The 13,379-nt window shown below is 57.7% G+C and carries 10 protein-coding genes; 8 read left to right on the forward strand and 2 right to left on the reverse strand.

What is annotated here, in order from left to right:
* The first annotated feature begins 24 nt into the window (after positions 1 to 24).
* The 4 genes from proY (at position 25) to ACOKCT_RS15345 (ending at position 7,442) form a co-directional block, all read left to right on the forward strand.
* On the forward strand, positions 25 to 1,398 hold the full coding sequence (proY, locus tag ACOKCT_RS15330) for a proline-specific permease ProY (RefSeq protein ID WP_103178448.1): 1,374 nt from the start codon (positions 25 to 27) through the stop codon (positions 1,396 to 1,398).
* 131 nt (positions 1,399 to 1,529) lie between these two features.
* Positions 1,530 to 3,347, forward strand: coding sequence for a maltodextrin glucosidase (malZ, locus tag ACOKCT_RS15335; protein WP_103178449.1), 1,818 nt, complete (start codon positions 1,530 to 1,532; stop codon positions 3,345 to 3,347).
* A gap of 91 nt (positions 3,348 to 3,438) precedes the next feature.
* Positions 3,439 to 6,060, forward strand: coding sequence for a DUF2339 domain-containing protein (locus ACOKCT_RS15340; RefSeq protein WP_420193635.1), 2,622 nt, complete (start codon positions 3,439 to 3,441; stop codon positions 6,058 to 6,060).
* The gene (locus tag ACOKCT_RS15345) at positions 6,057 to 7,442 is read left to right on the forward strand and encodes a DUF3999 family protein (protein ID WP_156653986.1); all 1,386 of its coding nucleotides are present in this window, start codon (positions 6,057 to 6,059) and stop codon (positions 7,440 to 7,442) included. Before ACOKCT_RS15340 ends, ACOKCT_RS15345 begins: the two co-directional genes overlap by 4 nt.
* Positions 7,443 to 7,485: 43 nt before the next feature.
* On the opposite strand, the gene ACOKCT_RS15350 is transcribed toward ACOKCT_RS15345, so the two are convergent.
* Together ACOKCT_RS15350 and acpH are read right to left on the reverse strand one after the other, a co-directional pair.
* Positions 7,486 to 8,088, reverse strand: coding sequence for a peroxiredoxin (locus ACOKCT_RS15350; protein ID WP_040076949.1), 603 nt, complete (start codon positions 8,086 to 8,088; stop codon positions 7,486 to 7,488).
* Positions 8,089 to 8,215: 127 nt separating this feature from the next.
* Positions 8,216 to 8,797, reverse strand: a complete 582-nt coding sequence (gene acpH, locus ACOKCT_RS15355; protein ID WP_103178453.1) for an ACP phosphodiesterase — start codon at positions 8,795 to 8,797, stop codon at positions 8,216 to 8,218.
* Positions 8,798 to 8,889: 92 nt separating this feature from the next.
* On the opposite strand from acpH, the gene queA reads away from it, so the two are divergent.
* The 4 genes from queA to secD are packed head-to-tail and all read left to right on the forward strand — an operon-like array spanning position 8,890 to position 13,369.
* On the forward strand, positions 8,890 to 9,960 hold the full coding sequence (gene queA / locus ACOKCT_RS15360) for a tRNA preQ1(34) S-adenosylmethionine ribosyltransferase-isomerase QueA (protein ID WP_156653987.1): 1,071 nt from the start codon (positions 8,890 to 8,892) through the stop codon (positions 9,958 to 9,960).
* Between the two features lie 53 nt (positions 9,961 to 10,013).
* On the forward strand, positions 10,014 to 11,141 hold the full coding sequence (tgt, locus tag ACOKCT_RS15365) for a tRNA guanosine(34) transglycosylase Tgt (protein WP_103178455.1): 1,128 nt from the start codon (positions 10,014 to 10,016) through the stop codon (positions 11,139 to 11,141).
* A 22-nt stretch (positions 11,142 to 11,163) separates the two neighbouring features.
* Positions 11,164 to 11,496 (forward strand): preprotein translocase subunit YajC, encoded by a 333-nt coding sequence (gene yajC / locus ACOKCT_RS15370; protein WP_032616800.1) that lies wholly within the window; start codon positions 11,164 to 11,166, stop codon positions 11,494 to 11,496.
* Between the two features lie 25 nt (positions 11,497 to 11,521).
* Positions 11,522 to 13,369: a protein translocase subunit SecD gene (gene secD / locus ACOKCT_RS15375; RefSeq protein ID WP_420193636.1), complete on the forward strand. Its 1,848-nt coding sequence runs from the start codon at positions 11,522 to 11,524 to the stop codon at positions 13,367 to 13,369.
* Positions 13,370 to 13,379: the final 10 nt, after the last annotated feature.

Below are 13,379 nucleotides of genomic sequence, written 5' to 3' on the forward strand. Positions count from 1 at the left end.
TTTGTGTTGAATGGCAAGACGTAAATGGAAAGCTCTAACAAACTGAAGCGGGGCCTTACCGCCCGCCACATCCGCTTTATGGCGCTGGGTTCTGCGATCGGTACTGGTCTTTTTTATGGCTCGGCAGATGCCATCAAAATGGCCGGTCCCAGCGTTTTGCTGGCGTATCTTATCGGCGGTGTTGCCGCCTACATCATCATGCGCGCGCTGGGGGAGATGTCCGTTCATAACCCCTCAGCCAGCTCCTTCTCCCGCTATGCGCAAGACAACTTAGGCCCACTGGCGGGCTATATCACCGGCTGGACCTACTGTTTCGAAATCCTGATTGTCGCCATTGCCGACGTAACGGCCTTCGGCATCTATATGGGCGTCTGGTTCCCGGCGGTCCCGCACTGGATCTGGGTGCTCAGCGTGGTGCTGATCATCTGCGCCATCAACCTGATGAGCGTGAAGGTGTTTGGCGAACTGGAGTTCTGGTTCTCCTTCTTTAAAGTGGCCACCATCATCATCATGATTGCCGCCGGTATTGGCATCATTATCTGGGGTATCGGCAACGGCGGCGAACCAACCGGCATCCATAACCTGTGGAGTAACGGCGGCTTCTTCAGTAACGGCTGGATAGGCATGGTGATGTCGCTGCAGATGGTGATGTTTGCCTACGGCGGGATCGAAATTATCGGTATCACCGCTGGGGAAGCGAAAGATCCGGAGAAGTCTATTCCGCGCGCCATTAATTCGGTACCGATGCGTATCCTGGTCTTCTACGTGGGCACGCTGTTTGTGATCATGTCCATCTATCCGTGGAACCAGGTGGGCACGAACGGTAGCCCGTTTGTGCTGACCTTCCAGCATCTGGGGATCACCTTCGCCGCCAGTATTCTGAACTTCGTGGTGCTCACCGCATCGCTCTCCGCTATCAATGCCGACGTGTTCGGCGTGGGGCGTATGCTGCATGGTATGGCCGAGCAGGGCAGTGCGCCGAAGGCCTTCGCCAAAACCTCCAGCCGCGGCACGCCGTGGGTGACGGTGCTGGTGATGACCGTGGCGCTGCTGCTGTCGGTCTATCTCAACTACATCATGCCGGAGAATGTCTTCCTGGTGATCGCGTCGCTGGCGACCTTTGCCACCGTCTGGGTCTGGATGATGATTCTGATGTCGCAGATTGGCTTCCGTCGCCGTCTGTCGCCTGAAGAGGTAAAAGCGCTGAAGTTTAAAGTGCCGGGCGGCGTGGCAACTACCGTTGCTGGCCTGATCTTCCTGGTCTTTATTATCGGCCTGATTGGTTACCACCCGGAAACCCGCATCTCGTTGTATGTCGGCTTTGCGTGGATAGCGCTATTGCTGGTGGGGTGGGTCTTTAAACGCCGCCGCGAGCGCCAGTTAGCAGAAGCTCAGTAACCGAAATGCCCGGCAAACGCCGGGCATTTTTCTCCTCCCCCTTTCTCCTCCCCCAATAAATCTCTCCATGAGGAGGGAACATCAACTACCCTGTGGCAAGGTGGCCTCATTTCTGGGAAAGGGGATAAAAGATGTTGAATGCATGGCACCTGCCGGTTGCCCCATTTGTTAAACAAAACAACGACAAACTTGTCATTACCCTGTGGCTGACAGGGGAAAACCTGCCTGAGCGGGTGACGCTACGCGCTGAATTCGATAACGAAGAGACCTCGCTGCCGATGCATAAGCAGCGCAGCCAGCCGCAGCCCGGCGTGACGGCCTGGCGGGCGACCATTGACACGACGAAAGGGCAGCCGCGGCACCGCTACAGCTTCAAAATGCTCTGGCATAACCGCCAGCTGTGGTTCACCCCGCAGGGCTTTAGCCGCTTTCCTCCCGCCCGGCTGGAGCAGTTCGCCATTGATTACCCGGATGCCGGGCCGCAGTGGGTGGTGGAGCAGGTCTTCTATCAGATCTTCCCGGACCGCTTTGCCCGCAGCCAGCGGCGCAACCCAGAGCTGGACAAAACGTATTATCACCATGCCGCAGGCCATGAGACGATTTTCCGCGCGTGGGACGAACCGGTCACCGCCCAGGCGGGGGGCTCCACCTTTTACGGCGGGGATCTCGACGGCATTAGCGAAAAGCTGCCCTGGCTGAAAAAACTCGGCGTCACGGCACTCTATCTCAATCCGGTGTTTGTCGCCCCCAGTGTGCATAAATACGACACCGAAGATTACCGCCACGTGGATGAGCGGTTTGGCGGCGACGAGGCGCTGTTACGCCTGCGGGAAAATACCCAACGGGAGGGGATGCGCCTGATTCTGGACGGGGTGTTTAACCACAGCGGGGACTCCCACGCCTGGTTTGATCGCCACAACCGCGGAACCGGCGGCGCCTGCCATAACCCGGACTCGCCCCACCGCGACTGGTACAGCTTTGACGACGAGGGCCGCGCCCTCGACTGGCTGGGCTATGCCAGCCTGCCGAAGCTCGATTATCAGTCGTCAGGGGTGGTGAACGAGATCTACGGCGGCGAGGAGAGTATTGTTCGTCACTGGCTGAAAGCGCCGTGGAGTATGGACGGCTGGCGGCTGGATGTGGTGCATATGCTCGGGGAAGAGGGTGGGGCGCGCCATAATCTACAGCATGTCACCGGGATCACCCGTTCGGCGAAGCTGGCCAATCCGGAGGCCTTCGTCTTTGGCGAGCATTTTGGCGACGCTCGCCAGTGGTTGCAGGCCGACGCGGAAGATTCGGCGATGAACTACCGCGGCTTCACCTTCCCGCTGTGGGGCTTCCTTGCCAACACCGACATCTCCTACGATCCGCAGCACATCGACGCTGAAACCTGCGTGAAATGGATGGATAACTACCGCGCCAGCCTGTCCCATCAGCAGCAGCTACGCATGTTTAACCAGCTCGACAGCCATGACACCGCCCGCTTTAAGTCGCTGCTCGGTAAGGATGTCGCCCGCCTGCCGCTGGCGGTCACCTGGCTGTTTACCTGGCCTGGGGTGCCCTGTATCTATTACGGCGATGAGGTGGGGCTCGACGGCAACAATGACCCCTTCTGCCGTAAGACCTTCCCATGGGAGGCTGAAAAGCAGGACCAGACGCTACTGGCGCTCTATCAGCGGCTGATTAAGCTGCGCAAGCAGAGCCAGGCCCTGCGCTACGGCGGCTGTCAGGTGGTCTACGCCCACGACAACGTGGTGGTGTTTATGCGCGTCTACAACCAGCAGCGGGTGCTGGTGGCGATTAACCGGGGCGATGCCTGCGAAGTGGTGATAGATGACTCGCCGCTGCTCAACGTCAAACAGTGGCAGCTGAAAGAGGGGAAAGGGGTGGCGCAGGAGGGCGTACTGTCGCTACCGGCGATCTCCGCCTCGGTCTGGTTCGGCAGTTAATGTCGGGCGGGACGGTTTCCACCTTTTAAGATGGCGTAAATGCAACGATTTGTGTCAATCTTAACGGATCGTTAACGGTGAAGGTGGAAACATGGACGAGCTTTACATCTTTGGCTGTATATTCCTGATTTTTGCGCTGGTGGTTGCGCCCGTGCTTGCGGTTATCGGCTTTAATCGAAGCACGGCGGCGAAACAGGAGATCGCCAGGCTTCGCCAGCGCATTGAGGCACTTGAGCAGCGCGGCGTGGCGGAGAAAGCGCCGGAGCCTGAACAGGCCGCTGCGCCGGTGGTCGTGGCTGAGCCGGTGGTTGATGACGCGCCCGCGCCTGTCGACCTCTGGCGCCCGGATATTCCCGCTGCCGCGGCAGAACCCGCAACCGCTCCGGCTCCTGCGCCCGCGGCAAAACAGCCTTCTGCCTTTGGCGGCATACTGACGTCGCTGGTGCGCTGGTTTATGCAGGGGAACCCGCTGGCGAAGCTTGGCATCCTGCTGCTCTTTCTCGGTCTTTCATTCCTCCTGCGCTATACCGTAGAGCACTCCCTGTTCCCGCTTGAGCTTCGCCTGGCCGCGACGGCGCTGTTTGCCATGGTTCTGCTGGCTCTCGGGTGGCGACTGCGGCACAGACAGCGCATCTATTCGCTGATCCTCCAGGGAGGGGCGGCAGGCATCCTCTATCTGACCGTCTTTGGCGCCTTCCGGCTCTGGCAGATGTTACCGATGACGCTGACCTTTGCGCTGCTGGTGGTCATTTGCGCGGCGAGCGTCGGGCTGGCGGTGCTGCAGAGGGCGCTGAGCCTCGCTATGCTGGCGAGTCTCGGTGGATATCTTGCGCCGCTGCTGTTGTCTACCGGAGGCGGCAGCTTTGTGGCGCTCTTCTCTTTCTACCTCCTGCTTTCCATCGGCATTCTCGCTATCAGCATCTGGCAGCACTGGCGCGAGCTGAATCTGCTCGGGCTGCTGTTTACATTCGGCGTGGGCGGCCTTTGGGGACTGAACGACTACCGGCCTGAAGACTATGGGGTCTGCCAGCTGTTCCTGATTGCCAATACGCTGATATTCGGCGTGCTGAGCGTGGCGCTGTCGCTGCGGGCGCAGGAGAAAGGGAAGCAAATTATTGACGGCGTGCTGCTGTTTGCTCCGCCGCTGGTTGGTTTTGGAATGCAGTACGGCATGACTCAGCACTGGACCTACGGCCCGGCGCTCAGCGCGCTGGGGTACGGTGCCTTTTACCTCTCGCTGGCGTTCCTCGCCCTGCGGCGCTATCCCTCCCTCGGACGGCCGCTGGTCATGGCGGCGCTGGCGATCGGCGGCGGGTTTGCCACGCTCGCTATTCCGCTGGCGCTGTCGGCGCGCTGGACGGCGATGGCCTGGGCGCTGGAGGGGCTGGGCATCCTCTGGCTGGGCGTGCAACAGCAGCAGCGACGTATGAGCTATAGTGGGACGGCGCTGCTGGTGCTGGCGCTGGGTAGCGCGCTGTGGGCGCAAACGAACGGTGTGACATCGCTGAGCCTGCTGCTTATCTTCGCCGTCCTCAGCCTTTGCTGGCTGGCTGCGGCCTGGCTGTGGCGGGAAATCGTTCTGCCCGTCAGTTGGGTACTGCTGGCAGGCGGGCTGCTGTTCTGGATAGTGGCGCTGCTGGGGGCGTCACAGCTGATGCTGAAGCAGGAATTATCTGTTCTGGCAGGCGTGCTGGCGCTCTCGGCCGTCTCGGTCTGGGGCTGGCGGCAGGCTGCCGCTCATCTGGCGTGGCCAGAGCTGGATGCCAGCAAATGGCTGCTGTGGCCGCTGATGCTGCTGATGGTGGGGTATCAGCTCTGGCATCAGCAGGTCTTTGCCGCCGGCTGGTCAAACCTGGCCTGGTGCGTTGCGCTTCCTGCCGCGCTGATGCTGCTGCGGCGTGACGGTGAAAGGCTCCTGCCGCGCATCGCGATGGGGCTGCATCTGTCGCTGTTCTGGATGATTTTACTGGCGCTGGCCGCCGAGCTTTACTGGTTTGCCCGGTCGCTGCCGTGGGGAATGGCGGCCTGGGGCAGTGGACTGGCGATGGCAGCAGGTGGCGGTTTGATTATGGCGCTCTCTGCGGCGGTACGGCGTCGCGGGTGGCCGTTCCGGGAATGGCCTGCGCTTTACACCTGCCTGGCGCCGATCCCTGTTGTCGTGGCGCTGTTGGTGTTGTTGGTCGTGACCAATTTCCAGGACGGCGTGGTCTATCGCCAGACCTGGCTACCGCTGGTGAACCCGCTTGAGGAAGGTGCCGCGTTCGCGTTGCTGGGGCTGGTGGTCTTTTATCGCGCGGTGGATCGCTACTACCCCGCGTTGCTTTCGCAGGCCCGCCCGTGGCCTGCCGTCGCGCTTATGGCGTTTGGCTTCTGGTGGCTTAACGGTGCGCTAATGCGCGCGCTGGCCTGGTATGGCGACGTGGCCTGGAATATGGCATCGCTGTGGGATTCCCGGCTTGTCCAGACCTGTTTTGCCCTGTTCTGGATGCTGAGCGCGCTGGTGGTCATGATCCATGCTACCCGTCGGGCTTCCCGGCAGGAGTGGCTCTGCGGCGCTGTGCTGCTGGGTGTCGTGATGGTTAAACTGATGCTGGTAGATAGCGAGGGCGGAGGCGGGCTGTCGCGCGCGGTGGCGTTTATCGGCGTGGCGATCCTGGTACTGATCGTAGGTTATTTCTCACCGCTGCCGCCCAAAACAGGAGATGAAAAATGAAATGGATGAAAGCGGTAGCGTGTAGCGCGCTGCTGGTGCTTTCCGGCCCGGCGTTTTGCGACGGGGTACAAACGGAATCGCCCCGGGACTATGCCTTTGGTCGTTCACTGGATACCTCCGTCCCTTCCCAGTGGTATCGGGTGATGCTGCCGCTTGCCGTCTATGAGCAGAGCACGTCACCCGATCTGCATGATGTCCGCGTCTTTAACCAGTCAGGCGAGCCGGTTCCCTTCAGCCTGGTCACCGCGACGCCTCCCAAGGCGTCAGTGCAATCCACACCACTTCGCTTCTTTCATCTGGACGCCTCGCCGCTTGCACCTGCGCGAGGGGATGAGGATAGCGATAAAATCCTGCTCCGCTCCCGAAACGGCGTAGAGATTGTGCTCGAGGGGCAAAAAGCCGCCGCAGCCGGGCAACATTATCTGCTGACCTTGCCGGAGCAGGCTACGGGCGAGATAAGCCTGTCCCAGTTGCAGCTGCTCTGGAATACCCCCCAGACGTCCTGGCAGGGAACGGCGTCGGTTTATTACAGCGAGGATCTTAAGCAGTGGTATACCCTGCGCGAAGAGATGCCCTTGCTGGACGTGGTCAGCGGCCAGGATCGCCTTAAGCTCGACCGGATCGATACCGATATGGTTTTATCTCCCGATGCGAATCGCTATCTCATGGTGGTGCTGAATACGCAGAGCCAGGAGATAACCCTGACCGGCGTAAACGCAATTCGCGCACCTGCGCAGGCGGCCCCGGAAGAGATCGGCCTGGAGGGGGAAGGGGAGCAGTTATCGACAAGTGAAGTCCAGTGGCACTGGTCGCGACCGCAGCCGCTGAGTGCTGTCACTATCTCACTGAATGGCGACGGCGTCCTACCCGTAGAGATAGCGTGGCGGAGTACGGAGAAGGACAAATGGCACCCGCTGAAAAAAGAGATCCTTTACCGTCTGGAAGGGAAAATGTCTCCACCGGTTTCGCTTAACGGGGGCCTGGTGCAGGCGGTAAAAATCACGACGCTGAATGCGCGTTTGCCAGAATACCTGCCGAGCGTCATGGGGCATCGCGACCGCTATGACCTGGTGTTCAACGCACAGGGGAAAGCGCCGTATGTGCTCGCCTGGGGCAATGGGGCGGCAAAGCCTGCCAGCGTGGAGCCCGACATGCTGATCCCTGCTGACCTGCGTAAAACCTATGATATGGCAAACCTGCCGCAGGCTGACATTCAGGATAATGTCGCGTTAGGCGGCGAGGAGCGTCTGACCGCTACCTCCGCGGCCGAGCGGGAGAGCAGGATGAATACGCTGCTGGTGTGGGGCGTGCTGATTGCGGGCGTGATTTTGCTGGCAGGTATGGCCTGGCGCATCTGGCGGGAGACACAGCGTAAGGCATAAAAAAAGGCCCGCATAAGCGGGCCTTTTTCGTAAACCGTGCCAATTACAGGCTGGATACGTTCTCAGACAGGTATTTAGCAACGCCGTCTGGAGACGCGTTCATACCTTCTTTACCTTTTTCCCACTGAGCCGGGCACACTTCACCGTGCTCTTCGTGGAACTGCAGCGCATCAACCATACGCAGCATTTCGTCGATGTTACGACCCAGCGGCAGATCGTTCACGACCTGGTGACGCACGATGCCGTTCGCGTCGATCAGGAAGGAGCCACGCAGGGCAACGCCCGCGTCCGGATGTTCGATACCGTAAGCCTGCTGAATCTCACGTTTGATGTCCGCAACCATCGCGTATTTCACTGGACCGATGCCGCCGTTGTCGACAGGGGTATTACGCCATGCGTTGTGTACAAACTCAGAGTCGAAGGAGACGCCAACCACTTCTACGCCACGCTTCTGGAACTCTTCGTAACGCTTGTCGAACGCGATCAGCTCAGACGGGCAAACGAAGGTGAAGTCCATTGGCCAGAAGAACAGAACGGTGGCTTTACCGTTGGTATGCTGTTTGAAGTTGAAGTTCTCAACGATTTCACCGTTGCCCAGAACTGCTGCAGCTGTAAAATCCGGAGCCGGACGAGTTACCAGAACCATATGATTCTCCTGTAGATACTAAGGTTATTTAGAACGCAACGCGGGCCAGTATAGAGAGTGTTTGTCCTAAAGACAAAGAGGCGTTGACAATCGTTAACCCAGCTTTTACCTATCAATCATATTTATATTAAAGCTGCTTATGTTTCGCCTGTTCCATCATGCGGGGATAAAACTGCCAGAAGCGCTGCTCCAGGGCCTCATAATGGGCATCCAGATCCTGCCAGGAGTCGCGCAGGGCATCGAGACGCGGACGTCGGCTGGCCATGCCGTTGAGCACCCGCTGGATGAAGTCCATTTCGCTATAGCGTTCGAGCCAGCGCTCTGACCACAGGTAATCATTCAGATTAACAAAGCGCGGCGGGGCGTCCGGCAGAATGATCGTCACCTGGGCGTGGGCATAGCGCACGAACGCTGGCAGCGGCATCTCGGGTGAGAGCTGTTCCCAGTGGCGGGAGACAAAGTGATCCCACATCACATCCAGCGTAATGGGCGCCACGCGGCGGGTCTCCGGGCGGAACCACTCCTTTGCCTCTTTGACCTCGGGCAGGTTGTCAGTGAGGACATCAATCCGGCGGTGCATGAAGATGCCTTCCACCACGTCGGCGGGATACGCCTCGGCGGGGTTACCGCGGACGAAGTCGGCCAGCAAGTTGCCGGAAAGGGAGCTGTCAGCGAGATGAGCGAGGTGCAGGTGAGCGAGAAAATTCATGCGATTCGTTATCCGAAGCGAGGCTAGTTGTTGCAGCAAAGAGGTGTGAGCACTAGACTAAGCCGCCTGTTTTTAAGTCACGAGTATATGCCATGCGCGTCGCCGATTTCTCTTTTGATTTACCCGAGTCCCTGATTGCCCACTATCCTGTGCCGGAGCGCAGTAGCTGCCGCTTATTGTCGCTGGATGGGCCGACGGGTGCGCTGACGCACGGAACCTTCACCGATCTGCTCGACAAGCTCAACCCGGGCGACCTGCTGGTGTTCAACAACACCCGCGTGATCCCGGCCCGTCTGTTTGGCCGTAAAGCCAGCGGCGGCAAAATTGAAGTGCTGGTCGAAAGAATGCTCGATGATAAACGTATTCTGGCACATATTCGCGCTTCCAAGGCACCGAAGCCGGGTACGGAGCTGCTGCTGGGGGATGACGAGAGCATCAATGCCACCATGGTGGCGCGCCACGATGCGCTCTTTGAAGTGCAGTTCAACGATGAGCGTCCGGTACTGGATATCCTCAACAGCATCGGCCACATGCCGCTGCCGCCGTACATTGAGCGGCCGGACGAAGAGGCCGACCGCGAGCTCTATCAGACCGTCTATAGCCAGAAGCCTGGCGCAGTCGCGGCACCGACCGCGGGCCTGCACTTTGATGAACCGCTGCTGGAAAAACTGCGCGCAAAAGGCATTGAGATGGCGTTTGTCACGCTGCACGTCGGCGCGGGTACTTTCCAGCCGGTGCGCGTGGACAGTATCGAAGATCACATCATGCACTCCGAATATGCCGAGGTGCCGCAGGAGGTTGTGGACGCGGTGATGGCGGCCAAAGCGCGCGGTAACCGCGTCGTAGCTGTGGGCACCACCTCGGTTCGCTCGCTGGAAAGCGCAGCCCAGGCCGCGAAAGATGCGCTGATCGCCCCTTTCTTCGACGATACCCAAATCTTCATCTATCCGGGTTATCAATATCAGGTGATCGACGCGCTGGTGACCAACTTCCATCTGCCGGAGTCGACCCTGATCATGCTGGTTTCGGCCTTTGCGGGTTATCAAAACACCATGAACGCCTACAAGGCTGCGGTAGAACAAAAATATCGCTTTTTTAGTTACGGTGACGCGATGTTTATCACGTACAATCCGCAGGCTTTGAATGAACGTGTCGGGGAATAAGTCCGCGGCACTGGTTTAACGCGCCGGACTGTTTTTCTGGTGCAGGAGAAAAAATGAAATTTGAACTCGATACTACCGACGGTCGCGCTCGCCGTGGCCGCCTGGTGTTTGATCGCGGCGTAGTAGAAACGCCCGCTTTTATGCCTGTGGGCACTTACGGCACCGTAAAAGGGATGACGCCGGAAGAAGTCGAAGCCACTGGTGCGCAAATTATCCTCGGTAACACCTTCCACCTGTGGCTGCGTCCTGGTCAGGAGATCATGAAGCTGCACGGGGATCTGCATGACTTTATGCAGTGGAAAGGACCGATCCTGACCGACTCCGGCGGTTTCCAGGTCTTCAGCCTGGGTGATATCCGCAAGATCACCGAAGAGGGTGTGCATTTCCGCAACCCGATTAACGGCGACCCGATTTTCCTCGATCCTGAAAAATCAATGGAGATTCAGTACGATCTCGGCTCCGATATCGTGATGATCTTCGACGAATGTACGCCATACCCGGCGGACTGGGACTACGCCAAGCGCTCGATGGAGATGTCGCTGCGTTGGGCGAAGCGCAGCCGCGACCGTTTTGATAGCCTGGGCAATAAAAATGCGCTGTTTGGCATTATTCAGGGCAGCGTTTACGAAGATTTACGCGATATCTCTGTTAAAGGTCTGGTAGAGATAGGTTTTGATGGCTACGCTGTCGGCGGTCTGGCTGTAGGGGAGCCGAAGGAAGATATGCACCGTATTCTGGAGCATGTTTGCCCGCAAATTCCAACAGATAAACCTCGATACCTGATGGGCGTCGGTAAACCAGAAGATCTGGTTGAAGGCGTACGTCGCGGCATTGATATGTTCGACTGCGTTATGCCGACCCGCAACGCCCGTAATGGTCACCTGTTTGTGACCGATGGCGTGGTAAAAATCCGTAATGCGAAGCATAAAAGCGACACCAGCCCACTCGATGCCGAGTGCGATTGCTATACCTGTCGCAATTATTCTCGTGCCTATTTGCATCATCTTGATCGTTGTAATGAAATATTAGGCGCGCGTCTCAACACGATTCATAACCTTCGCTATTACCAGCGCTTAATGGCTGGTTTACGCAAGGCTATTGAAGAGGGTAAATTAGAGAGCTTCGTGACCGATTTTTACCAACGACAGGGTCGGGATGTTCCACCTTTGAACGTTGATTAATTTATTTAATGAGGGAAATTTAATGAGCTTTTTTATTTCTGATGCGGTAGCGGCAACAGGTGCACCGGCGCAGGGCAGCCCGATGTCTCTGATTCTGATGCTGGTGGTGTTCGGTCTGATCTTCTATTTCATGATCCTGCGTCCACAGCAGAAGCGCACCAAAGAGCACAAAAAGCTGATGGACTCCATCGCGAAAGGCGATGAAGTTCTGACTAACGGTGGTCTGGTAGGTCGCGTAAGCAAAGTCGCTGATAACGGCTATATCGTTATCGCACTGAACGATACCACTGAAGTGGTTATCAAACGTGACTTCGTTGCTGCCGTTCTGCCGAAAGGCACCATGAAGGCGCTGTAATTAACTTTTCCCAAAGGGAACTGCCGTGTTAAACCGTTATCCTTTGTGGAAGTACGTCATGCTGGTCGTCGTTATTGTCGTCGGCCTGCTGTATGCGCTTCCCAACCTGTATGGTGAGGATCCGGCTGTTCAAATCACTGGCGCGCGCGGTGTCGCCGCCAGTGAGCAAACGCTGATCCAGGTCCAGAAAACTTTACAAGAAGAAAAAATTACCGCTAAGTCTGTGGCACTGGAAGAGGGCGCAATTCTTGCTCGCTTCGACTCCACCGACACGCAGCTCCGCGCTCGTGAAGCGCTGATGGGCGTGATGGGTGATAAATATGTCGTGGCGTTGAACCTTGCTCCTGCAACTCCGCGTTGGTTAGCTGCTATCAACGCTGAGCCGATGAAACTCGGTCTCGACCTGCGTGGCGGCGTTCACTTCCTGATGGAAGTGGATATGGAAACCGCACTCGGAAAACTTCAGGAACAAAACATTGATAGCCTGCGTAGCGATCTGCGTGATAAAGGCATCCCTTACACCACCGTGCGTAAGGAAGATAAATACGGGATGAGCATCACGTTTCGTGACAGCAACGCCCGCGACCAGGCGATGGATTATCTGACCCAGCGTCACCGCGATCTGGTGCTCTCTTCTCAGGGCAGCAACCAGTTGCGTGCGGTCATGACCGATGAACGTCTGAAAGAAGCGCGTGAATACGCGGTGCAGCAGAACATCAACATCCTGCGTAACCGTGTAAACCAGCTCGGCGTGGCTGAACCGCTGGTACAGCGTCAGGGTGCTGACCGTATCGTGGTTGAACTGCCGGGTATCCAGGATACCGCCCGTGCCAAAGAGATTCTCGGCGCAACCGCGACCCTGGAATTCCGTCTGGTGAACACCAACGTCGATCAGTATGCTGTCGCATCTGGCCGCGTTCCGGGCGACTCTGAAGTGAAACAGACCCGTGAAGGTCAGCCGGTTGTGATGTACAAGCGTGTGATCCTGACCGGTGACCACATCACTGACTCCACCTCCAGCCAGGATGAGTACAACCAGCCGCAGGTTAACATCTCGCTTGATAGCGCAGGTGGTAACATCATGTCTAACTTCACTAAGGACAATATCGGTAAACCGATGGCGACCCTGTTCGTGGAGTACAAAGACAGCGGTAAAAAAGATGCCAACGGTCGTGCGGTTCTGGTGAAAGAGGAAGAGGTGATTAACATCGCCAATATCCAGTCTCGCCTGGGTAACAGCTTCCGTATCACCGGTATCAACAACCCGAACGAAGCCCGTCAGCTGTCGCTGCTGCTGCGTGCCGGTGCGCTGATTGCGCCAATTCAGATTGTTGAAGAGCGTACCATCGGTCCAACGCTGGGTATGCAGAACATCCAGCAGGGTCTGGAAGCGTGTCTGGCGGGTCTGGCGATCTCCATCATCTTCATGGTCTTCTTCTACAAGAAGTTTGGTCTGATTGCGACCTCTGCGCTGATTGCAAACCTGGTGCTGATTGTCGGCATTATGTCCCTGCTGCCGGGGGCAACGCTGACCATGCCAGGGATTGCAGGTATCGTCTTAACCCTTGCGGTGGCGGTTGACGCCAACGTACTGATAAATGAACGTATCAAAGAAGAGCTAAGCAACGGTCGCTCCATCCAACAGGCGATCGACGAAGGCTACCGGGGCGCGTTCAGCTCCATCTTCGATGCGAACGTAACAACACTGATTAAGGTTCTTATCCTGTATGCAGTGGGTACCGGCGCGATCAAGGGCTTTGCTATCACCACCGGTATTGGTGTGGCGACGTCAATGTTTACCGCTATTGTCGGCACCCGTGCCATCGTGAACCTGCTGTACGGCGGCAAGCGCGTTAAAAAGCTGTCTATCTGAGGAGTGCGTT

Source organism: Leclercia sp. M-A074-M (assembly GCF_965195605.1).
In the GTDB taxonomy this organism is placed as follows: Bacteria; Pseudomonadota; Gammaproteobacteria; order Enterobacterales; family Enterobacteriaceae; genus Enterobacter.

What these genes read in the sequence shown, in the direction of transcription:
- proY (WP_103178448.1), top strand. Translation starts at nt 25, where the DNA reads ATGGAAAGCTCTAACAAACTGAAGCGGGGCCTTACCGCCCGCCACATC.
- malZ (WP_103178449.1), top strand. Translation starts at nt 1,530, where the DNA reads ATGTTGAATGCATGGCACCTGCCGGTTGCCCCATTTGTTAAACAAAAC.
- ACOKCT_RS15340 (WP_420193635.1), top strand. Translation starts at nt 3,439, where the DNA reads ATGGACGAGCTTTACATCTTTGGCTGTATATTCCTGATTTTTGCGCTG.
- ACOKCT_RS15345 (WP_156653986.1), top strand. Translation starts at nt 6,057, where the DNA reads ATGAAATGGATGAAAGCGGTAGCGTGTAGCGCGCTGCTGGTGCTTTCC.
- ACOKCT_RS15350 (WP_040076949.1), bottom strand. Translation starts at nt 8,088, where the DNA reads ATGGTTCTGGTAACTCGTCCGGCTCCGGATTTTACAGCTGCAGCAGTT.
- acpH (WP_103178453.1), bottom strand. Translation starts at nt 8,797, where the DNA reads ATGAATTTTCTCGCTCACCTGCACCTCGCTCATCTCGCTGACAGCTCC.
- queA (WP_156653987.1), top strand. Translation starts at nt 8,890, where the DNA reads ATGCGCGTCGCCGATTTCTCTTTTGATTTACCCGAGTCCCTGATTGCC.
- tgt (WP_103178455.1), top strand. Translation starts at nt 10,014, where the DNA reads ATGAAATTTGAACTCGATACTACCGACGGTCGCGCTCGCCGTGGCCGC.
- yajC (WP_032616800.1), top strand. Translation starts at nt 11,164, where the DNA reads ATGAGCTTTTTTATTTCTGATGCGGTAGCGGCAACAGGTGCACCGGCG.